A 23,579-nucleotide genomic window follows, 5' to 3' on the forward strand; every position below is an offset into this window, starting at 1 on the left:
ATACGGTTAGGAGTTAAGATATTAGGAGCTGTTTCCTCAAAAACACCATTCTTTGCCAAATCCACAAGAGCCTTACCAGCTCTTTGTCCGGGAGCAAATCGAACAGGAAGAAGATCTTTGGGGACTTTAATCTTACCGTCTGGACCGGTTACAAACTCATGATTAGGATCTGTAACTCCAGGAATACCCTTAACCTTAACTCCATCTTGAACCTTATTTCCGTCTTTATCAAAAACTTGGAATGACACCGATCCATCTGTAGGATCAACATACTCTCTCAACTTACCATTGAAGAATACAGGAAGGACATTAGGTCGTCCAATTTCAACAGCCTGACCCGGCTCACCATCTTTGCCATCCTTTCCATCGCTACCCTTAGGCCCTCTCAAGTAATCCCAAAAATCATTCTGAGTTACTCTACTACATATCCACGGCTTAGTTGGGTCATGTGGATTCATTACCTGATTTACTGGATCGCCACAATTTTCTTCAACTTGCTTCTTCCAAAGCTCATAAGCACTCTTACCGTTAACACCGTTAAGACCATTCTTACCATCCTTACCTGCAAGGAATCTCCAGAAGTCCTGTTCAGAGTTTTCATTTGGATTCCACATTTCTGTAGGATTGTGTGGATTAGGGACATTGCCCGGCTCGATGTACTTTTTCCAGATTTCGTACGCGCTCAAGCCATTTACGCCATCTTTACCGTTGTCACCCTTGTCGCCCTTTTCACCCTTATCTCCCTTGAGATATCTGAAGAAATCAGCTGTAGACACTTCATTAGTTGGCCAGCCTGTTATAGAACCGTCAAGGACACCCTTCTTCCAGATTTCGTATGCACTTGCACCATCCATACCACGTAGGTATCTGAGGAAGTCTTCCATACCCTTTTCATCGCAAGGCCAGTTTTCTGTAGGCTTGTGTGGGTTCTTCATAGGATCGGCAGTACCACATCTCTTTTCGAGTTCCTCTTTCCAAAGTTCGTAAGCACTCTTACCGTCTACACCGGGGTTACCCTTTTCTCCCTTAGCACCTGTCAGATATACAAAGAAATCTTTCATTGTATTTTTATTTGCAGGCCATTTTTGACCGGGGTTATGAGGATCCTCCACATCACCTGATGATATATATTGATACCATACTTCATAAGCATTGAGACCGTTGAGACCGTCGACACCGTCTTTGCCGTCCTTACCGTCTTTACCCTTGAGATATCTGAAGAAGTCAGTCTCACCGACTTGATCCTTAGGCCACTTTATAGTACCATCAAGTACTTTTTCCTTCCATAGAGCATATGCACTCTGACCATCAACACCTCTCAGATACTTATAGAAATCTTCCATGGTGTTCTTGTCGCAAGGCCATGGCTGTGAAGGATTGTGAGGATTCATGATCTGGTCTGCAGTACCACACTTGTCAGCGAGGTCTTTTTTCCATAGATCATATGCACTCATACCATCCTTACCGTCCTGTCCATCTTTTCCGTCCTTACCTGCAAGGAACATCCAGAAATCCTTTTCAGTATTTCTATTTGGATTCCATTTCTTACCCGGGTTATGAGGATCATCGGCATTGCCTGTAGAGATGAACTCCTTCCACACCTCATATGCAGACTTGCCATCCTTGCCGTCTACACCATTCTTGCCATCTTTTCCGTCCTTACCTTTGAGGAATCGGAAAAAGTCATTGATATCGACTTCGCCCTTAGGCCAATCGATAGTACCGTTATTTACATTTTCCTTCCACACATCATACGCAGAAAGCCCCGGGTCTCCCTTTGGTCCCTTGGGTACTGTGATGTCTACGTTTGCCCCTATGCCTGTACAGGAATAAAGCAAAGCAACCAAAACCAGAAATACTCCGGTCGATAGAATTTTCTTTACCATTTAATTAAGATGAGTTGTGATAAAATTAGTTGTAATTCGTATTCCTTAGTTGTCTTGTACTCTTTTGATCCGATCCGGTATTTTTTCTCGAATCACAAGAATTCAAATTGCAGTAGATAAATTCTTATTTTTTCTCAAAGCGTCCCTTCAATTATTCAAACTATTGGATTTGAAATAAAATCAATCTTCTCTTTGTTGTAAAAAATCATGGAATACGGAACTTGCGTCTCCCATGGCAATCATTTATCATTTTATTTTTAATCGAGGCAAAGTTATGCATATTCTTTGATAAGCAACACAACCGCATGGTTAAATAGTGCAAATTAACATCATAAAAACATTCATTTAATATAAAAAACAACACTTCAAACAACACCAAAACGAAGCCAAAAGTCTAATTATCAATAAAATAAAATACACTTTCACTTTCACAACCAAATCTTCAGATAAACCTTGCCGAAGGAGAAAATGAAGACTTTTTTACAAAGGAGAATATCTCATGCCGCAGCACCGGATTTATAAACCAATAATCCTTAGGGTAGAATCAAGTAAAGAAAAAGAGACATAACACGCTGATTATATGCCCCTAACATAACGAATCAATATAACTCCCTTGATAAATAAAGTATCTGACGTGATAAATCACAAGACAGCCCCTTTTTAACACCTTCAGAAAAGATATGATCATGAATGAATAGACATCAAAAGAACTTAAGATAAAAACGGATCGCCCCTATAAAAAAAAGGATCGGAAAATATCCCCTTGCACCTTGATCGCTTAGAAAGAAAACAAACAGCTGCCCCCAAAAGGAGATCAATCGTCCCACACGCAGAAAGAGAATTGGCATATAAAAAAGAGTCGCCCGAGAGAAAGTCTCTCAGACGACCCTTTTTTTATTAATTAAATCGGCATCTACATTGGCGATACTATATACCAAATATTTTTCTTGTTCTTTTTGCTAACGCTTGGACGGCCTATCAAGCAAATCAAGGTTTGATGACTTTGAGTTTGACCAAGCCGATCTTGTTGCCTGTCGATCTGATGATACGAAAGAGAAAGTGAGGAGGGTAATGTATCTCTTCGCCTCGTTTTGGAAAACCTTGATAGAAGTCTATGAGCAAACCCGATATGGTCTTGTACTCATCGGACAAAGGGAGTTCGAGTTCTTCAAAAACCTCATTGACCTGATCGACCTCAGCACGTCCCGAGAGGATGTATTCATCCTCACTCAGCTTTCGCATTACCACAGACTTGATATCATGCTCATCCTCAATCTCACCAAAGATCTCTTCGACGATATCCTCCAGTGTGACGATACCTGCAGTCCCGCCAAGCTCATCGACTACAATGGCAATACTCTTTTTCTTCTGCATCAAGAGACGCATCACCTTGTCTGCCGCCTGTGTCTCAGGGACGTATATGGTAGGATTGATGTGCTGTTGCCAATGGTCGGCATTCTTGAACATCTCGATGGCATGAATATACCCGACCAAGTCGTCTATGGTATCCTTGTAGACAAGGATCTTGGAGTAACCGGTAGAGTCAAAGATCTCGATAAGTTCGTCCTTTGTGGTGTCGATGTTGACAGCTGTTATCTCATTACGAGGGACGAGGCAGTCCCTCACCTTCACATCCGGAAAGTCAAGAGCATTTTGGAGTATCTTTACCTCATTGTTCAGAGAAGGTTGGTCTCCCTGAGCATTTGACTCTATATAGTTGTCGAGATCAAGACGTCCGAGACGAACATCCTTTTCGTCCAGATCTTTGATTCTGAAGAGCTTGAAAAGGATCTTACTCAACCACGACGAAAATAAAGCTATGGGATAAAGTAAGATATAAAGCAGAAAGAGAGGTAGCGCAAAGTTGCGTAACTGCCAATTGGGATTCAGCTTGGATACAGCCTTGGGGATAAACTCAGCTACGATGAGTATAAGGATCGTCGACACAAGCGTCTGAGCGAAGACGACCATGAAGTCATTGGAGATAAAATCATGAAAATATGGCTCGAGCAAAAGAGCCATGAGAAGACCATAGATGACGAGGGCAATGTTGTTACCGACGAGCATCGTTGTGATAAACAAGTCGGGGCGATCGAAGAAAATCGCGAGCATCCTTGAGTAAAAACGCCCGTGAGACTTTTCCAACTCTATACGAAGTCTGTCTGCTGAGACAAAGGCTATCTCGCTGGCACTGAAAAATGCTGAAAACATCAGCACTACTATGATCCAAAAGTATATCATCGTGTTCTCTTTAGTCGGAAGTATCGCATCTTTTATCTCAAACTTGGATCAAGCGTCTCACTGATAGCAATACTATCTGCCTTGATAGAATCCTTGGGAAGAGTCGGAGACGTAGCATCCTTGTCCACATCCATATGACCGGACGAAGTAAAGATCATATAGCTTGTCATGTCCTGGTTACTCTTGAAACCATACTTCCCTCTCAACTCCTGCCCCTCGGATCGTATGATACGCACAGAGTCATGAGAGTAGACCTCTTCTCTCTCCTGATTCCAAAACAGGGAGTTGGAGAAAAACTTTTGCCCCTCTCTATTCATGACTTCCACATTACCCATGAGGTGCCACAACTTCTTGGCTTCATAATAGTAGGCAGAGTCAGCCTTTACCGTAGCTTGTGCATTGAAGAGGGTATCAAACTGCTCAAGGTATATACCTTCGGGAAAGCGCCACTTCTTTTCGGGCTGATCATAAGTGTACCAAAGCTCTGCAACGAGCTTATACTTTGTCACCCCGGAGTCCGAGACAAGGGTCTCTACCCCTCTTGTCATGGTCGTGAAGACAAGAGTGTCTACTTCACTTTTGACGGTGTCTCCTTTACCCGGACCACAGGCCGTTGCCGACCAGATAATATATAGAAAGACACCGACACACCCCCAAAAGGTGGGGCGTGTCAGTGTCTTTGTACTGTTTTTTTCCTGTTTATGACTGTCTTCTATATCCACGGAATGTAGAGATTAGTTGGTCACACGGATAGTTGTAGTCTCTCCGATCCAACCTCCGACAGTGAACGACTGGCCTTCCGAAAGATCAGGGTGCAAGAATACATCTTCCTTACGTGGGAAGTGACGAGAGTAAGTATTTATGAGCTTGTTGGCATCATCCGCGATAGATGGGTCTATAGCCTTTGCTCTCACACACTTATCTACCACAAGACAGTAAACTATCTGCTGCATGATAGCATCATTAGGATACACCGAAGATGCTGTAGCTGCATACATACTTGCAATGAGGATCATAGGCTTACCAAAGTTGGGGCGCTCTTCCATAGCCTTGAGACAGTGTTGCCTTGCTTTGTTGTACTGTCTTTGTTCGTAAGCTATTGTTGCCATTGCATAGTGTGCTTCACCCTTTACTTCAGCATCTGTGCTGAGTTTGAGAGCTTCTTCATAGAACTTCGAAGCTCTGTCAAACTGCTTTTGCATGATTGCCTGACGAGCGATACCGATAGCACCCTCAGCTGTCGGAGTGATTGCATATAGGTATTCAGCAGCCTTGAAGTACACAGGGCTATCATCACATCTCAAACGGCGTAGCATTGTGATGATCATTTCGAGGTATTCCTTGTTTTCCTTATTTTCATCAAGTTTAGGGCCGAATACTTCTGCGACTGTCTCACAGCTTGCAGCTCCACTTGCAGCAAAGTTGGTATCTGTACCATTCTTACACTGTATGTAGAATGAAGCCACATCTTCATTTTCCGCATCTCTGGCAGCCTTGAGACCTTCATCCAAGTATCCTGCCACAGCCATGTAGTCTGAGATGTATTGAGATTTCAAGTTTGGGTCTCTCATCATTCTCTGCATTGAAGAATAAGCAAAGAGGGAAAGAGCCAAAGGATCTGTCGCACCCTTCTTCTCATCCACTGCGGGTTTAAGCCAAGAGTAAAGGAGGTTGAAGTCAGTCTTGTTACCCTTAACTCTCATATAGTCGTCAGCCTTTGCTGCCAATATGTAGTCGGTACCGGTACCGGGATCATTGCCAAAGTACTTGATACGGCTGTCATACATCCCCATAAGTTCGTTGAAGTATGTTTCCTTTTCTTCCGGAGTCTTTGCATTATCGATCATCCAGTTCAAGATCTTTGCACCGACGATGTAGATATCCTTGGTTTCGCCCGGACATAGACTGTATGCTTTCTTCCAAAACTCGTACGCATCGACATAGTTTTGGCTCTTTGCATGCGTCTTGAAGAACATAATGTTGCGACGGCATTCGATACTGTCGTTGCCGGCTGTAGCCGGATTCTGTGCAAAGGCAGCCACACTCATGAAGAGGGCTACTGCCACCATGATCATTCTTTTCATTGTGATTATTCCCTTTAGGTTGTTTGTTTCGTTTTGATTTAGTATATCCTCAGCTTCTTGAACCACGTTTCACTGAAGTTGATGCTGAGAGAGAGTCTCACCATATCCTCTGAAAAGACATTGTTGCCACCCGAAGGAAGTCCCTTGATATACTCGAGAGACAAGTTGACATACGAAGTACGCTCATTGTATGGAGACACCGGGAGCCCGATACCGAGGGCTGCGCCCACTCTGTCTACCTTCCCCACTATGGGTAGGTCGGTGTACGAGGTTTCATAATTGACACCGCCACGGTAGATGATCTTGTCCGCATAGTCTCTCGAGAATCTGTCTTTAGAGTACTCTGCACCCAAGGAGACCTTGTACGAGTCCTTCAGCATAAGTTTATCATTTGCGAAGATATTGGGGACACTTCCCCATCTTGTCATTTGGACGTCACTTGCGAGCAAAAGTTTATTGCCTTTGTTCCAAGACACCCCAAAACCGGCCTTTAGAGGGAGCTCAGTATCCGGTTTCAATTCTTTTTTTATGATCTCGGGCTGTATGGCAGCTCCTGCATTTTTGTTTTCGACGAGAGTGAGTTCCGGACTCATTTTCGCGGCAGGAGAAAACGTAGCACCAAGGACGATGTAGTTCTCGTCACCATATGTCAGCTTATACTGTGCTCCGAAATCAAAAGAAAGTGCAGAGACGCGTATATCGCTTGACTTCAAAGTCCGGTTGAACAGTGTCGAACTTGGAGTCGTCTGAGATGTGTGAGTGATAGCCCCAAACGTATAGCGAACATTTGCACCCAACGAAAGCCCTCCGAAGACCTTCGCTCCCAATCCCCCATAGAGAGATTGTATAGAGCCGGTACCCTTGAACGTCTGCTGGAACATCTCTCCGGGTCTCTCGCTATTTTCGATGCGGATAAGATTTTTCAATCCGTAACCGGCTGTCGAAAACGGCACAATACCCGTGCTGAATATCAGACGATCCTTGTACAGCGAAAACTGCATGGCAAGATAGTCAAGATTACCAAGAATGGCACTCTTGGATACCTTTCCATCGCCATAACGAGACCAATTGGCACTCACCCCGATATCCATAATGAACGAAAGTGAGTCCGATGCTGCATAGGCGGCAGGGTTTGCAAAGTTGACAATCTTGTCGCTCTGCACTCCGATAGCCGCTCCTCCCATACCCTTCAGTGCCGTAGACACGGGAGTATTGAGGAGTCCGTACCCGAATCTCGAATAAGGGGAGGATGTGACATCCTGCCCTTCAGCCATGATCGGGAAGAGCGCGAGAGTTGCAGCCACAAGAGCCGACTTTACTATCGCATATATATTATTGTATGACATAACTTCAATTGTTAAATGCTCATCAAATAGTGCACCAATAGTATAATGTCACTATTCAAAATACAAAGATGACATTTTTTGCCCTTTTAGCAAAATATATGGGGTATTATGCCGTTAAAAAATTTCAATCTTGCCGATATGTAGAGACTTATCCTCCCAAAAATCTCGCGAAAGACACAGACAGACATGATCATACCACAATACAGCGGGTATCACCACAAATCAGGAAAGCCTCGACAATATCATCTATTGAAAGCAAGAGGAGGACGAAACTTTGATTTTCGTCCTCCTCATATACAGCAATCTTACAAGCTGTAGTTAGGGCTCATTACAGTCATAATTGTCAAACTTATATCCATCCTTCTGTGGACAAGCCCGAGCCGATCGTTTTTCCGTGAAACAGTCCGGAAGTATTCCCGTGAGTTTATTCCACCTAAGATCAATTCCTCCTCTGGAAGTGAGATTACAAATATTGGGAGGTATGCTTCCTGTAAGGTCGTTATTTTGTAAGTATAAAAAGAGCGCCTCATTTATGTCGCCGAGATCTTTAGGAATTGGACCTGTCAAGGAATTGTTCTGAAGTTTTATGAATCTTGCTCCAACCAAAATCGAAAAGCCTTCAGGAATAGTCCCTTTGAGGTTATTATCAGGTAAGGTGATTCTGTATATTCCCCCATTCAGATCATCCCCGGCTCTTACTGACACACCATACCATTCGGAGATAGGTTTGTCTGAAAGCCAATTCGTATTATTCTTCCAATTTTCTCCTCCTGTCGAGTGATAAAACTTGATGAGATATGCCCTTTGATCCTCTGCAAGATTGCTCTTCTCTTGGGCAAATTTTACGGTAAGGAGCGAACGCCCCTTGTACAGAAAGTGAAGCGTACGCCCCCGCTCTCTTGCTATATGATTTATTGAGCAGGAGACGTTTAACTTATTCCCATCTACAAGCTCAAATTTAAATGCACTAACAGGGTTGTAAGGGTGTGCTTCGATCTCGATATCTCGATTAGTCTCAAAAGGCAGTATTTGCACTCCACCCAAGTAGTGGAAGACTTTAGGCTCCTCTGTCAGCCTCACATAAGCCTTGGGCGCTTGGGAGATTTCTATTTGGGCACGAATCTCATTTGCTTCAAGGATAACAACACCTTTTCGCTCTATTTCCATGAGATTTTTGTCTGCCTGCACAGTAAGTCCGGTCTCGGACTTTGTGATTGTTATCCAGTCCGGCTTTTCCAAGACCGCCCATGCTTTCGCATTTGTGTCTATTTTTACATCCACGGGATCATTAACATCATCAAACTCTATCTTTTTGACCTCCGTTTCAAAGTAATAATCCATAGGCCTTGCAGCTTGCTCTATGCTTACACTGCGCTTCAGATCCCCATTGACAAAGACGATCTCACCCAGCCTCGCCTCTTCTCCATCGTTTCGGAAAACGATGATCAGAGCTGTACCATCATCAACCTTTTTCACGTAAATCCAATCGGGCAATCCCTGCCAACTCCAAAATTCAGATGAAGACTTTATCACTATAGACTTACTCTCTCTTTTCGACATCATTGGTTCGGTTCCCTTTCGAATGAAGACTTTATCACTATAGACTTACTCTCCCCGTCTGAGACGAAGGATAGTTTATCAATAGACACTTCTAACATATCTGCATCCTCACTTTTGCGATTACATGAGATAATGAGGATCATAAGAATGAGTCCGATTATTCGCGCTCTGTTCATGGATATAAATGTTTTTTTCATCGCCTGCCTGTACCCTGGAGACAGACAGTTGATCAGTGATACATATGACTTCGATCTCCGGTCAATCAGTTTTTGGACGGGGTGAAAATTACCAGGTCCGTACAAATTACTCTTTTCATGATTTAGTTTACATTTCAATGGTTCTTCTGCAAGTATTAAAGCCGTGTGTGCCTTTCACGAACACCGAACAATGCAAACTTTTCTATAATCATGCCTGACAATTTATAAATAAAAAACATAACAAGAAAGCAATCGGAGAAAAACATCGTTGTTCAAGCTCAGGTATCAAGAGCAAAATTAGGGCAACAGGTCGATTCAGCTATTCACGAAAAGAAAGAAAAAGAGAAAAATCAAAGTTTCATCCTCCTCATATACAGCTATCTTACAAGCTGTAGCTATAGTTTGGGTTCATTACAATCATAATTGTCAAACTTATATCCTTCCTTCTGTGGGCAAGCCTTTTTTGAGATTTGTTCTATGAAGCATTCCGGCAAGACTCCACTAAGTTTGTTCCATCTCAGGTCTATGTCTCTCAGAGAATGGCTATTGCAAATTTCAACAGGGATACTACCCGTTAAGTTATTATTGGACAAGTCCAAAACGATAGGGACCGTAAACTTGCTCGCCTCTTTTGGGATGGAACCCTCCAACTCATTATTGCAGAGTTTTATCGTTCGGGCACTGTACAGAATAGAGAAACCTTCAGGTATAGGTCCTTTCAGATTATTGTCTGACAGGTCTACCCTAAACACGAAACGCCCATCCGAAGTCATTCGGATTCCGTACCATTCAGACAAGGGCTTGTCCGAGAGCCAATTGGTATTATTTTTCCATTGAGCACCTCCGGTCGCATGGTAAAACGCAATGAGGTATTTCCGTTGATCCTCTCTCAGTCTGCTCTTTCTTTGATTGACTTCGACCTCGAGAAGTACTCGATCCTTGTACTCGAACGTAAACGAACTTGCGATATCCTTCTCTCTGTCATTTACTCTACAAGAAACTTGCAATTCGTTATCGCTCACAACATTGTATCCAAAATGATCAAACTCACCATATAGTGGGTTGACCTCTACTTTTCTATTGCTTACAAAGAAGATGGTTTGCTCACCACCCATATAGTCAAAAGGTTCGAGTCCACGTGACAATCTCACATAAGCCTTGGGTGCTTGGGAGATTTCTATTTGGGCACGAATCTCATTTGCTTCAAGGATAACAACACCTTTTCGCTCTATTTCCATGAGATTTTTGTCTGCCTGCACAGTAAGTCCGGTCTCGGACTTTGTGATTGTTATCCAGTCCGGCTTTTCCAAGACCGCCCATGCTTTCGCATTTGTGTCTATTTTTACATCCACGGGATCATTAACATCATCAAACTCTATCTTTTTGACCTCCGTTTCAAAGTAATAATCCATAGGCCTTGCAGCTTGCTCTATGCTTACACTGCGCTTCAGATCCCCATTGACAAAGACGATCTCACCCAGCCTCGCCTCTTCTCCATCGTTTCGGAAAACGATGATCAGAGCTGTACCATCATCAACCTTTTTCACGTAAATCCAATCGGGCAATCCCTGCCAACTCCAAAATTCAGATGAAGACTTTATCACTATAGACTTACTCTCCCCGTCCGCCACGAAGGATAGTTTATCAATAGACACTTCTAACATATCTGCATCCTCACTTTTGCGATTACATGAGATAATGAGGATCATAAGAATGAGTCCGATTATTCGCGCTCTGTTCATGGATATAAATGTTTTTTTCATCGCCTGCCTGTACCCTGGAGACAGACAGTTGATCAGTGATACATATGACTTCGATCTCCGGTCAATCAGTTTTTGGACGGGGTGAAAATTACCAGGTCCGTACAAATTACTCTTTTCATGATTTAGTTTACATTTCAATGGTTCTTCTGCAAGTATTAAAGCCGTGTGTGCCTTTCACGAACACCGAACAATGCAAACTTTTCTATAATCATGCCTGACAATTTATAAATAAAAAACATAATAAGCAAAGCAATCAGAGAAAAACATCGCTATTTTAACAGAATATCAAGATTTAATAACAACATAATCTTCTGATCACTTCAAAAAGTCCTTAAATGAAGGAATTCATGAGCAACCTGACACTTACTCACCGGCCATGATTGGAAGGCATCTACACCTCAAATCACAAGGAGAGCTGCAAATCGGCTTTGAGGTGTAAGGGTGTTGAGCGGGTAAGTCCCGGGAGAGAGGGATTGAACAGAGATATCCCTCTGATAAAGAGGAGTTGTAGAGGCAAGAAGAGGAACAAGATCTCTTTGGAGCGCATCAGCACTCGGGAAGTGTACCAACTCAAATCTCCCATTCATACCTTCGGGAAGATAGCGTTCGGCAAGAGATATTGCGAGCCAACCCATGGTTGGGCGTATGTTGATCTCTATGCAGGGATGCAGATGAAGCCCTCGGGCATCCTCATACACAATGGTATCGATACCGATGGGTCCTTGGTAGGAGCCCAATTGCAGTGTATCAAGGGCTTGGAGAAGTTGATTGACATAGGTGTCATGAGAGGGACTTGTCGGCTCTTGTCGCCAACGTCTGTGTATACTTTCGGCAGGCTCTATCACATTGCCGACATAACGCCCTTCGATCGTCTTGAAGTCCGAAGGCCCCACATAGGTCACATGCCCCTCGGCATCTCGATAAAACTCATAACCCCTATCGCCTACTTTTGAGTAAAAGTTTTCGAGATATATCCGCTTGTTGGCGGATTTATTCTGCCTTTTGGAGAGGATTTCGGAGACTTCGCTTCCCCGTACAAAAACCACTCCACGACCGGAAGACGAGAACTCCTCTTTCAACACATACTTTTTCTCCATATCCAATCCTTGGGGTATGGACTGATCCGTGATGGCGTATGGCAAAAAGCCTCTGTCATAGTCGATCGGGAAAAGGGTAATCAACCGCTCGACAAGAGCATAAGTATTTTGTCTCGAACTCCACAAACGTATCTCATCGTATGAGAAAGAGACCAGCGATGCGAGTTTACCGTATTTGAGTTCAGGCGCCCAACCCCATGGTGCGAGGGTATACTCGGATAGAGTGGCCTGTGGGGGCAGATGCTCCGGATTGAGTACGATGTCATCGGCTCCGGCATAGTAGTAGGGAAGCTCCCACAGATCCCTCCGCATCATCTGTACCATGCCGGAGGGTGTGTAGGACTTGTCGCCCAAGGCTACCGATGCTTCGTAGCCGGGATTGAAAAAGTGCGCACAAGGCTTATTGCCTCGCACGCACTTATAGTTATGCCATGAGTCAAGACTCATTTCTTTTTTTGCTTTAGGTCAAGCCAATCCTTTTGGGATGCCCTGCAGGGGGAGGGATTACTCTCCCTTTTGGCGAGACTTGATGTCTGCGACACGCTCCTCAAACCTCTTGATATCTGCCTTGAGGTTGTCGATCTTACGCTGTATCTGCAGAGTGAGAGGATTGACTTTCTTTTCTCCCGTAGGTTGGAAGAACCACATATTCTTTTCGTACTGCTTGATCTCCTCTTCGATACGGCCGATGATGCGAGTCAGGCGACGCTGTTCGTCGGAGAGCTGTTCAGGTGTATAGGTCGAGAGGTCTTGATCAAACGAAGACTTCTTGCCACCGCCCCTGGTTTCACCTCTTTTGGCATTGCGTTGCAACTCTCTGATGAGACCGTAGTATGCATCGTTGATCTCGTCCTTGTTTTTGTTGGGGACATGACCAAGAGCCTGCCACTCCTCTTGTAGAGCCTCTATATCATCCTGCAGATCTTCGGTAGGCTCTGCTCTGAGAGCTTCAAGCTTGGCGATGATTTCCTGCTTGGCTTTGAGGTTTTGCATGCGCTCCGCATTTTTCTCCTTGAAGTCGGCATGGCGAGTCTTGAAGAATGCGTTGCAAGCATCAGAGAATGTGTGCCACAACCTTGTAGCCTCCGCAACACGAGTGCCGAGACCACCGACAGCCTTCCACTCCTCTTGGAGTTTGACGATCTTTTCGGTCGTCTTTTTCCACTCTTTGCTGTCCTTGAGAGCTACGGCTTGTTCGGTAAGTTTTCTGTACTTCTCGAGCTTTGCATCCACATCGATGCTCAACTCTTTGAGGAATGTCCTACGCTTGCTGTAGAGGTCATTGAGAGTAGTCTTGAATCTTTGGTATATCTCGTTGTTATGCTTCTTAGGAGCAAAACCGATACCGCGCCACTCTTCTTTGAGGGCGTTGATCTCGTCCATGAACTTCCGCCAGCCTTCGCGAGAGTCGGGAAGGTTGGCACTGAGGGCTTCGATACGCTCGCACAGAGCCGTCTTTGCCTCGAGGTTTTCGACCTCTTTGGCACGGAGAGCCGTGAAGTGATCCTGGTGTCTTTTGTTGACTACGGTAGATGCCTGCTTGAACTCTCTCCACATCGGCTCACGATCATCATAAGCCACGGGACCGGTCTCTTTCCATCTGTCATGGAGTCCTTGTAGTTCGTTGAATGCCTTGATGACATCCGGCTCTTCGCCAAGGGCTTTGGCGCGCTCTATGAGATGAGTTTTCTCCTCTTTATTCTTTGCGAAGTCGTACTCCCTGAACTCATTGGTGATGGCATTGATCTCGTAGAACTGCTCCATCTGTTCTTGATACATCTTGAGCACCTCTGCCTTTTCGTTCTGAGGGACATCCCCTATCTGAGACCATTCCTCACGTATCTTACGGAACTCCGTTTTGATCTTGCCGAAGTCTTCGGTCGAAGTCAGCAAGTCCTTCATCCTTGAGAGGAGGGCAGTCTTCACTTTGAGGTTTTCTTCGAGTTGTTTTTTCAACTCCTCATTCGCCTTGTGTCTCAACTCCTTGTAGCGAGTCTGGAGGTTGATAAATCTCATGATGAGGGCATCCTCCACACCGGACTCGGGAGCCTCATCGAGATCTTGCTCTTCGTGCTCTTCATCTTCATCGGCAGTAGCAACCTGAGGCTTGCGATAGATAAGTGCCGTGAGACGGTCCATCTCAGCCTTTTCGGGTAAAGTGCCTGCTTTCACCTTCTCGGAGATCACCTGCAAGAGGGTCTCTACTTCATTAGACTTAGGCATAGACTCTGCCGCTGCTTGGGTAGGCTCGGTCGTAGCGTTGATTTCTTCGTTAGTCACATTGGTCATTTCAAGATCATGCTCCATAGTCAAAGATAATTTTCAAGATAGATCCTCAACTCGATGACGCACAGCGAACTGTCGCCCCGCAGTGAGGGGGTAGTACAACAAAACGGCAATCCGGTCTCCCGCATTACCTATATCCGAGTGCAAGGTACGAAAAAAAACGAAAAAGAGGCTTGATTATCATTACTATATGTACACTCTTTCTGAAAAGTCTCTCATCGTGGCAGGAGACAGGCAAGGAGGACGGACGGTATAGGCTTGGTTTGAGGGATCTCCCGGACTCATTTTGATGCTCGGCAAGCCTTATCCGACACAAAGTAAAGAAGAGTCAAAATGAAGTTGTCTAACTTGTGATCGAAGGTTGTCTAACTTGATTGATCAAGTTAGACAACCTTTTTGGGGCTCTATGGGGTGCAACGCAGACACCACCGGAGGAAGACTTCCGGTGAGCATAATATTATATATGTGTGATGAGGGAGGGTTGGATTTTACTTCGGATGAAGTTCGATGACTTCGAGATCGCGAGGGATCCCTGAGTCGATGGTGAATCGAATGAGCGTACGTACGACCTGAGCCCCGTAAGTCCCGGCTGCTCCGGGGTTGATATAGAGGGTATCGAAGGTCTGATCGTACTTGACCATCAGGATGTGAGAGTGTCCGGCAACGAGGATCTTGGGACGCTCGACGCGTAAGCGGGTCGGTATGCCGAAGGAATACTTCCCCGGACGTCCTACGATATGGCGTATGAGGACCTTTGCTCCTTCGACTTCAAAGACTTGTTCGACAGGACATTCGCGCCGTATCGCAGCTCCGTCGATATTGCCGTAGACAGCTCGCACGGGGCATATCTTACGGAGCTCTTCGAGGACAGAGATATCTCCGATATCGCCGGCATGCCATATCTCATCGCACTCGGCAAAGTGATGAGCAAATCTCTCATCCCAAGTACTATGGGTATCGGAGAGTATCCCTATACGCTTCATGGTTTTGATGCACGCTTGAGGACTTCTTCCTTGAATACCTTGCCTCTATGTTCGTAGTTTTTGAACAAGTCGAAGCTCGCACAAGCGGGCGAAAGGAGGACCACATCTCCGGCTTCGAGGCTGAGTGTGCCGACAAAGTCGAGAGCTTCGGCAACGCTGTGAGCGTCAGCAGTCGGTACTCCGAGGTTGTCAAAGGCTGCGTGCAACTTCGCGTTGTCTGTGGTGAGATAAATGAGGGCTTTGGCCTTGGCTTTCACCAGATCATAGATCATGCTGTAGTCGTTGCCCTTGTCTGTCCCTCCGAGGAGGATCACCGTCTTATGATCGGGCATTGCGGAGAGGGCATAGTGTGTGGAGTCGATATTGGTAGCCTTGGAGTCATTGATGTACCTTACTCCGTCGATGACGGCTACAGGTTCCATACGGTGTTCGACAGCTTTGAAGGTGCCGAGAGCCTTCTTGATGCCTTCGATGTCTATGCCCATACTGAGGGCTACCATGGTGGATACCATCATGTTGTAGACGTTGTGGATACCTTGGAGCGGAAGATCGGCATACGCTACCGAATAAGTAATTCCTTTGTGAATGATATAAAAGTTGGTGTCATCAGCGTATGCTCCTCGATCGGTGTCATTCCCAAGACCGAAAGTGAGGATTTCGCTCTTGAGGGGTTCGCCCCTGCGCGAAAGCATGGCTACCGTCACTTCATCGTCGCGGAAATAGATCGATATGTCCTTGTCTGTTTGGTTTTGAAATACTCTCCCTTTGGCATCGGCATATTTCTCAAGGCTGTACTCGTACCTGTCGAGGTGATCGGGAGTGATGTTGGTAAGCACTGCAGTATCAGCGTGAAAGTCGTACATGTGATCAAGCTGAAAACTACTCAACTCGACGACGTACACAGCGTGTCTGTCTCTGACGGCACACTGAGCGAGAGACCGGCCGATATTACCACAAGCAATGGCATCGATACCATTTTCCTTGAGGAGGTGGGTGATGAGTGAAGTCGTGGTGGTCTTGCCATTGCTTCCGGTGATGGCTATCACCCGACTGTCGCCGATGTATCTGTATGCATATTCTATCTCCGAGATGATGGGAAGACCGATGGCAAGACATCTCTGTATGACAGGTGCTTTTTCGGGAATACCCGGGCTTTTGATGACTTGGGTGGCCTGCTCGATGTCGGGTAGGACGTGTCCGTTTTCTTCGTAAGGAATATTGTGCGCTGTCAACTGTTCTTTACTTTCGGCAGACAGAAGGCCGTTATCCGAGAGTAAGACGCGGTCTCCTTGTTGTGCTGCGAGGATTGCAGCCCAAAGACCGCTTTCACCGCCACCGAGGACGATAGTATATGCCATGATTTTATGCTTTGATAAAAGGGGAGAGATTATCTGAGTTTGAGCGTGATGATGGTCAGAGATGCGAGGATGATGCCGACGATCCACATTCTGAAGACGATCTTGGCTTCCTGCACCGGAGCAAACGGACGTTGGATCACAGCGTCTATACCTGCATTCCCGGGCTTTTGGAAGTGGTGATGGAGAGGGGTCATCTTGAAGATACGTCTGCCCTCACCATACTTCTTCCTTGTGTACTTGAAGTAAAAAACCTGTATCATCACAGAAAGGCTTTCGACCAAAAAGATCCCGCAGAGGATAGGTAATAGCAGTTCTTTGCGTAGGACTATGGAATAGACCGCGATGATACCACCCAGAGTGAGACTGCCTGTGTCGCCCATGAATACCTGAGCGGGATAAGAATTGTACCACAGAAAACCGACGATAGCTCCGATAAAGGCAGCAGCAAAGACTACAAGCTCTTCGGCTCCGGGGATAAACATGATGTTGAGATAGGAGGCAAACTCGATGTGCGAGGACATATAGGCAAGGATACCAAGCACAACTCCAATGATAGCGGAGGAGCCTGCCGCAAGGCCGTCAAGACCGTCGGTAAGGTTGGCGCCGTTGGAGACGGCTGTGACGATGAAGGTACTTACAATGATGAGGATAAGGAAAGTCACAAGGTCTTTATGACCGTCAAGACCGAGAATATCTGCAACTCTGCTGTAGTCGAGATTATTGTTTTTGACGAAAGGTATAGTCGTCTGTGCGCTTTTGTGCTCAATCTTGGTGTAGTGGACTTGTGTCGTACCATCCGGATTTATGGCCTGATTATTTTCCTTGATGACCACGGCAGGACTCATGGTAAGCGTCACCGCAACGAGGACCCCAAGACCTATCTGTGCGACTACTTTGTACTTGCCTCTCAATCCATCTTTATGCTTTTTGAAGACCTTGATGTAATCGTCCGCAAATCCCAACACGCCGAGCCAGAGAGTGGTGACGATCATCAGGATAATGTATATATTGCTGAGCTTACAAAACAAAAGGCTTGGGATAAGCAGCGCGATAATGATGATGATACCGCCCATCGTCGGAGTACCTTTCTTGGAAAGCTGTCCCTCCAAACCCAAGTTGCGTATCGTCTCTCCGATCTGCATGAGTTGGAGCTTATTGATGATGCGTCTACCTACAATGGTGGCGATGAGCATAGACAAGATAAATGCCAATCCGGCACGGGTAGTCACATAGGTAAAGGCCCCGATACCGGGAAAGTCTAAAGAGTTGAGGTATTCAAACAAATAGTACAACATACTGTCCTTCTCCTATAAATATGTTATGATAAAGGTTTTTCTGTCTGCGTAATCTCATTAACTATCTCAAAATCTGAGAAGTGAGTCTTCACACCCTTGATCTCTTGATAGGTCTCATGTCCCTTACCCGCGATGAGGATTATATCCTTGGGGAGAGCCATGGTGCAGGCTGTGCGGATCGCTTCTCGTCTATCAGTGATACTGAGGGTACGAGCAGCTGCTTCTGCATCGAGACCTTCCTGCATCTGTCGGATGATCTCGACAGGATCTTCATCACGAGGATTATCAGAAGTCAAGATAAGCAGCTGACTATGCTTAGCACCTATGGCAGCCATTACGGGACGTTTGCTTATATCTCTATTACCGCCACATCCAACAACGGTGATGAGTCGTCCACCCGTGTTGCTCGTCAGGTCCGTAAGTGTCGTAAGGACATTTTCAAGAGCATCGGGAGTATGTGCATAGTCCACAACTGCTACGTAACCTTTTGGAGACAAGATGGTCTGAAAACGTCCATCGACAGGTCTCAGATCACTCATGAGACAGAGGACCTCCTCTTTGTCTGCTCCAAGAAGGACGGCAGTACCGTAGACAGCCAAGAGATTGTATGCATTGAAATTACCGACAAAGTGTGTAAACACCTGAGAGTTGCCAAAGAGCATATCTGTACCTTCGAGATGTTGCTCAAGTATCCTACCCTTGAAGTCTGCATCTCGCTTCAAAGCATACGTATGGATCGTGGCCTTACTGTTTTGTACCATGACACTTCCATTGGTTTCGTCAATGTTTGTGAGAGCAAAGGCTTCCTTACCGAGAGAGTCAAAAAAGCCTTGCTTCGCTCTAAGGTAGTTCAGGAACGTACCATGATAGTCGAGATGATCGTGTGTGATATTGGTAAATATACCTCCGACGAAAACCGTGCCACCTACGCGGTGCTGACAGACTGCATGTGACGAAACCTCCATGAAAGCATATTGACATCCTGCCTCGACCATCTCTGCCAGGATACCTTGCAGAGTCAACGCATCAGGCGTGGTCCTCTCAGACTCCCTTATTTCATCGTTGATATATATGCAAACTGTCGATATGAGACCGACTTTATGCCCCAATCCTTTGAATAGACGGTACAGCAATGTAGCTATCGTAGTTTTCCCATTGGTGCCCGTTACTCCTATGAGTTTGAGCTTTTCCGAAGGGTGATCATAATAGTTTGCCGCAAGGTCTCCGAGGATGACATCGGTGTGTTCGGTACGGATGTATGCGACCCCTTCGACTTGTTCCTCTGGAAACTCCTCACAAAGGATAGCAGCAGCACCAGAGTTTATTGCCTGATCGATATAATTGTGTCCGTCGGTGATTGTCCCCTTTATTGCGACAAAAAGGTCTCCTTTTCCGACTTTCCGAGAGTCACTCGTTATCTTTTTTATTTCTACATTTGAGGCATTGCCGAGTTGTTCGTGCGAGACACCTTTGAGTAATTGGCTAAGTATCATATGTGGTTATATTTCAGATAAGTATCAGTGTAGTCTTAGTGTAATGATCGGATGACCGCTGAATGTCTGGCCCGCACGGAGAGACTGCTGAGCCACAGCCCCACCATGCCCGGTGATGGATACCTTGAGTCCCGCCCTTTCAGCTATGAATATGGCGTCGGTCGAGGACACCCCAAGCAAGTTAGGCACGACACCTTTTTCAGGGTCGAAGGCATTGAAGTCATTGAGCCCCTTCCTCTGCTCAGCATTCTGGTTGACGCTGAACCAATCTCCACTACCACTACTGTTGTGCAGGGAGACACCGGAAATATCCGATGCGTGCTTGACCGCTGCCCGAGAGCCTCCATGTATGGCGATGTTGAAATGTGCGGTAGAGTCCGGAGTCAATTCCTTGATATCCATACTCATGGTTGTGGCAAATATCTGCTCGGCGATGTTACGCACCACCCCTCCGGCTATACGTCCTCCCGAAGGATAACCATTGCGAGGTCTGCTCACGGTGACCATACAAGTGTACTTGGGCTTCTCATAAGGGAAAAAGCCGCAGAACGACACATTGTGTCCCGCATTTCCATAACCTCCCGCACCGCTCGAGCGCTGGGCTGTACCCGTCTTTCCCGCTATGTCCACATGTTTTGAATCAGCATCTTTACCCGTTCCCGAAGTCACCACTCCCCTGAGCATTTCTTTCATCTGTTTGATGGTTTTGGAGGAAGCTATTTTCTTATTGACCACCTTGGGCTTGTGCTCCGAGATGACTTTGTTTTTATCCTTTATCGCAGACACGATAAAAGGCTCCATCATCTTTCCGTCGTTGGCTATGGCATTGTAAAAACGACATATATATATCGGAGGTACCATGGACTCGTACCCGAACGACATCCATGCCATCGAAGTCCTCGACCACCGGCTCACATCCCTCTGGATACGAGCTTTGGCTGTTCCCGGTATTTCAAGCTCTATAGGCTCAAAAAGAGACATTTTGTCCAAATGCTCTATAAACTTCTTTTTATCCTTCTCAAATGCCTTCAATATCGTCTTCACGACACCTACGTTGGAAGAGTAATGGATAGACTGAGCCACAGATATCCTACCATATCCACCCTTGTGTGCATTGTGATCTCTTACGACACGTCCGCCATAGTTGTAGAGCCCGTTGCCCGTCTCTATGGAATCGCTTGGAGAACAACTCCCCTCCTCAAGTGCAGCCATGATCGAAGGCACTTTGATGGTCGAACCCGGCTCAAGCAAGTCGGCCAAAGCGTGGTTGGTCTTCTCAGCGTATACACCCTCACGTATGCGGTCGAGGTTGGACAAGGCCTTGATCTCACCCGTCTTGACATCCATTACTATGGCACATCCCCAGTCCGCATCTACTTCCACAAGCATTTCGCGCAGACTCCTCTCCGTGATGTCTTGTATCCCCACGTTGATTGTCGTGTGGACATCCACCCCATCTATGGGGCTTACTTTGGCTATACGTATGGTCGTACCTCCGATGTATCGTCTCATGTCCACACCGGGAGTACCACACAGCAGAGAGTCAAACGCAAGTTCAAGACCGCTGCTGCCGTGCGTTCTTTTGAGGCTGTCCACATCCTGCTCGAGGTTGCCGATGGTGCGAGAAGCCATGGTGTTGAACGGCTTTTCACGTCTTACAACCATCTCTACCACCATCCCCGACTTATTTCGGTTGGGTATAGAGAGAAAAGGCATTTGTTTCAGTGCTTTAAGTTGCGTGTGTGTGATCTCAAAGGGCAAGAGACGGTATGCTCTCTTCTTGGCTTTGTATGCAGATAGCAGCTCGTTCTTATATGTCGCTTTGCTTTTGTTACCAAAGTAGTTTGATAACTCCTTGGCAAGAGCATCGAGGTTGTTCATGAAAGTAGAGTCCACTATCCCTTTAGCCCCAAAGTCCATACGTACCGTGTACTTGGGGATGCTTATCGCAAGGGCTGTCCCATTGTCGGAGTAGATATTTCCCCGAGAAGCCGGAGCATAGGCATCGGGCAATCGAGACTGAGTGTCCAACTCCCTCCAGTACCCTGCACTCGTCACGGCAACCCCAAAGGTAGAAACAAAGACAACTATCGCTGACAACACAACAACGACCCCTATCAACATATAAGCGATAGAGGCAAACTTACTCCGCTCTGTGAGTATCTCCAATTTGCGATCTTTCTCTCTTTGACTTTCCATGACGTCAGTAGTATTACTTTTCGATGATGATAGGTGGTGTCTTGGGTATGGATATCTCAAGGTTTTCCTCCTTGACTCTTTCCTCTATGGCAGATATGCGTGTTGCACCCATGAGCGTGGAAGATATGGAGACCTCTTCCATCCTCAAGTCTGTGATCTCCCTCTTCAGGTTGTTGATTTTTCTTAGTTTACGTATTGCCGTATAATTGTTGGCGATGAGGACAAGCGCAAGTATGGTGGCCGCAACGATCCATTTCAGATTTTGCACCTGAAAACCGTCACTGAGGAACTCTCCCCCCAGATAGCGCCATAGCTTCTTGGCCTTTTCCGTTCCGGTATTTTCGATTGCCATATCTTTACCTGTTTTGTTGTGTTTTCTCAATCCTCCTTACGCACCCCTATACGGAGTTTTGCACTCCTCGAGCGGGGATTCGCCGCTATCTCTTCGGCAGAGGGCAATATAGGCTTACTCCCGAGAGGCTCCATCGGAGAGATGACAGCTCCGAAGACATCTGTATGTCGCATGCCGTCGATATTGCCCGTTCGGATGAAGTTCTTGACCGGGCGATCCTCGAGAGAGTGGTATGTGATCACAGACAGACGTCCCCCGGGACGCAGTAGCTCCACAGAGACTTCAAGCAGTTCTCGGAGAGCGTCTATCTCTTCATTTACCGCGATACGGAGAGCCTGGAATATCCTTGCCAGGTTCTTCTTGTCATGAGGGGGACACACCGGTCGGATCGCCTCAAGCATATCTGCTATCGTGGAGAGTTCGCCTGCCGCGTCAGCCTCCTTGAGTAAAGATGCTATTTTGTACGAACCTTTGACCTCGCCATAGGTCTTGAGTATCCTCGCAAGTTCCCCCACCTCAGTTTCCTTGATCAGCATTGCAGCTGTACGCCCACCGGCCTGATTCATACGCATATCGATGGGAGCATCAAATCTGAACGAAAATCCTCTCTCCTCATCATCCAAATGGTGCGACGATACACCCAGATCGGCAAGTATGCCATCCACTTTGTCTACCCCATAGTAGTCCATGAAGTGAGCTATATGTCGGAAATTGGACCGTACAAAAGTGAAGCGTTCGTCGTCAATGGTGCAGTTGTCGAGCGCATCGAGATCCCTATCTACCCCAAACAGTCTCCCACCCTCACCTAATCTGCTGAGTATCTCCCGACTGTGTCCGCCACCGCCATGTGTGGTATCTATATATATGCCGTCGGGGCGTATATCGAGGGCATCCACGCTCTCATGCAGGAGGACAGGGATGTGGTAACAACCGGCTATGACAATACGCTCTTCAGAGGTTTTGGTCGAAGATTTCTTTTTGCTTTTCGCCATGATCAGGGCGTCAAAATATGTTTGATAGGGATAAATACTTAGTCAGCGATAAAGATACACATTATCCGTTATAGAATAATACTTATGCTGCGATATTTTTGATGTTCGGATTTCACATGACGCATCTCATATGCAAGACTCATGAGTTTATTGAAGGTTCCACTTTTTGCCGGATTTACATCAAGGACTATCGCCATTGTTCCGATGTCGCGAATTAGAGAATCAGAGAGCTGCTCCGACAGTCTCTCGGCATCCGAAAAAAAGGTTGTCTAACTTGATGCAACAAGTTAGACAACTTCATTCATCAAGTTAGACACATTGATTTCGAAGGTTACACACCTGTTGCTGCATCTCGCCATCAGCGATCAAAACAGAAGAGAATGCTCCTGACAATTTTTCATCTCAACAAACAGAGAATAAGAGCATTATCTCCAAAGAAAAAGAAAC

15 protein-coding genes and 1 pseudogene are annotated in these 23,579 nt (G+C 46.0%); all 16 read right to left on the reverse strand.

Annotated features, from left to right (window positions below; genetic code table 11):
* Positions 1 to 1,886: pseudogene (locus Q4A14_RS02105) on the reverse strand (hypothetical protein); the annotation flags it as partial.
* 987 nt (positions 1,887 to 2,873) lie between these two features.
* Positions 2,874 to 4,127: a hemolysin family protein gene (locus Q4A14_RS02110; protein WP_303169585.1), complete on the reverse strand. Its 1,254-nt coding sequence runs from the start codon at positions 4,125 to 4,127 to the stop codon at positions 2,874 to 2,876.
* A 32-nt stretch (positions 4,128 to 4,159) separates the two neighbouring features.
* Positions 4,160 to 4,849 carry an LPS export ABC transporter periplasmic protein LptC gene (gene lptC / locus Q4A14_RS02115; RefSeq protein WP_303169586.1) on the reverse strand — a complete coding sequence of 230 codons (690 nt, stop codon included), beginning with the start codon at positions 4,847 to 4,849 and terminating at the stop codon, positions 4,160 to 4,162.
* A 12-nt stretch (positions 4,850 to 4,861) separates the two neighbouring features.
* Positions 4,862 to 6,211, reverse strand: a complete 1,350-nt coding sequence (locus Q4A14_RS02120; protein WP_303169587.1) for a lipopolysaccharide assembly protein LapB — start codon at positions 6,209 to 6,211, stop codon at positions 4,862 to 4,864.
* Between the two features lie 38 nt (positions 6,212 to 6,249).
* A complete protein-coding gene (locus tag Q4A14_RS02125) occupies positions 6,250 to 7,557 on the reverse strand; it encodes a hypothetical protein (protein WP_303169589.1) in 1,308 nt (435 codons plus the stop codon).
* Between the two features lie 318 nt (positions 7,558 to 7,875).
* Positions 7,876 to 9,120: a BACON domain-containing carbohydrate-binding protein gene (locus Q4A14_RS02130; protein ID WP_303169590.1), complete on the reverse strand. Its 1,245-nt coding sequence runs from the start codon at positions 9,118 to 9,120 to the stop codon at positions 7,876 to 7,878.
* A gap of 589 nt (positions 9,121 to 9,709) precedes the next feature.
* Positions 9,710 to 11,056: a BACON domain-containing carbohydrate-binding protein gene (locus Q4A14_RS02135; protein ID WP_303169591.1), complete on the reverse strand. Its 1,347-nt coding sequence runs from the start codon at positions 11,054 to 11,056 to the stop codon at positions 9,710 to 9,712.
* 419 nt (positions 11,057 to 11,475) lie between these two features.
* Entirely contained in the window at positions 11,476 to 12,621 is a 1,146-nt protein-coding gene (locus tag Q4A14_RS02140; RefSeq protein ID WP_303169592.1) for a hypothetical protein, read from the reverse strand.
* 57 nt (positions 12,622 to 12,678) lie between these two features.
* Entirely contained in the window at positions 12,679 to 14,481 is a 1,803-nt protein-coding gene (locus Q4A14_RS02145; RefSeq protein WP_303169594.1) for a DUF349 domain-containing protein, read from the reverse strand.
* Between the two features lie 467 nt (positions 14,482 to 14,948).
* Positions 14,949 to 15,443 (reverse strand): metallophosphoesterase, encoded by a 495-nt coding sequence (locus Q4A14_RS02150; protein ID WP_303169595.1) that lies wholly within the window; start codon positions 15,441 to 15,443, stop codon positions 14,949 to 14,951.
* Entirely contained in the window at positions 15,440 to 16,801 is a 1,362-nt protein-coding gene (gene murD, locus Q4A14_RS02155; RefSeq protein ID WP_303169597.1) for a UDP-N-acetylmuramoyl-L-alanine--D-glutamate ligase, read from the reverse strand. Before murD ends, Q4A14_RS02150 begins: the two co-directional genes overlap by 4 nt.
* Before the next feature lie 29 nt (positions 16,802 to 16,830).
* Positions 16,831 to 18,096 carry a phospho-N-acetylmuramoyl-pentapeptide-transferase gene (gene mraY / locus Q4A14_RS02160; protein ID WP_303169598.1) on the reverse strand — a complete coding sequence of 422 codons (1,266 nt, stop codon included), beginning with the start codon at positions 18,094 to 18,096 and terminating at the stop codon, positions 16,831 to 16,833.
* 23 nt (positions 18,097 to 18,119) lie between these two features.
* Positions 18,120 to 19,589: a UDP-N-acetylmuramoyl-L-alanyl-D-glutamate--2,6-diaminopimelate ligase gene (locus tag Q4A14_RS02165; protein WP_303169600.1), complete on the reverse strand. Its 1,470-nt coding sequence runs from the start codon at positions 19,587 to 19,589 to the stop codon at positions 18,120 to 18,122.
* Between the two features lie 24 nt (positions 19,590 to 19,613).
* On the reverse strand, positions 19,614 to 21,788 hold the full coding sequence (locus Q4A14_RS02170; RefSeq protein ID WP_303169602.1) for a penicillin-binding transpeptidase domain-containing protein: 2,175 nt from the start codon (positions 21,786 to 21,788) through the stop codon (positions 19,614 to 19,616).
* 13 nt (positions 21,789 to 21,801) lie between these two features.
* A complete protein-coding gene (locus Q4A14_RS02175; RefSeq protein WP_303169604.1) occupies positions 21,802 to 22,140 on the reverse strand; it encodes an FtsL-like putative cell division protein in 339 nt (112 codons plus the stop codon).
* Positions 22,141 to 22,166: 26 nt separating this feature from the next.
* Complete coding sequence (gene rsmH, locus Q4A14_RS02180) at positions 22,167 to 23,132, reverse strand: 16S rRNA (cytosine(1402)-N(4))-methyltransferase RsmH (protein WP_303169605.1); 966 nt, start codon at positions 23,130 to 23,132, stop codon at positions 22,167 to 22,169.
* Positions 23,133 to 23,579 lie beyond the last annotated feature (447 nt).

Origin of the sequence: Porphyromonas sp. (assembly GCF_030529325.1) — a bacterium.
Taxonomy (GTDB): Bacteria; Bacteroidota; Bacteroidia; order Bacteroidales; family Porphyromonadaceae; genus Porphyromonas_A.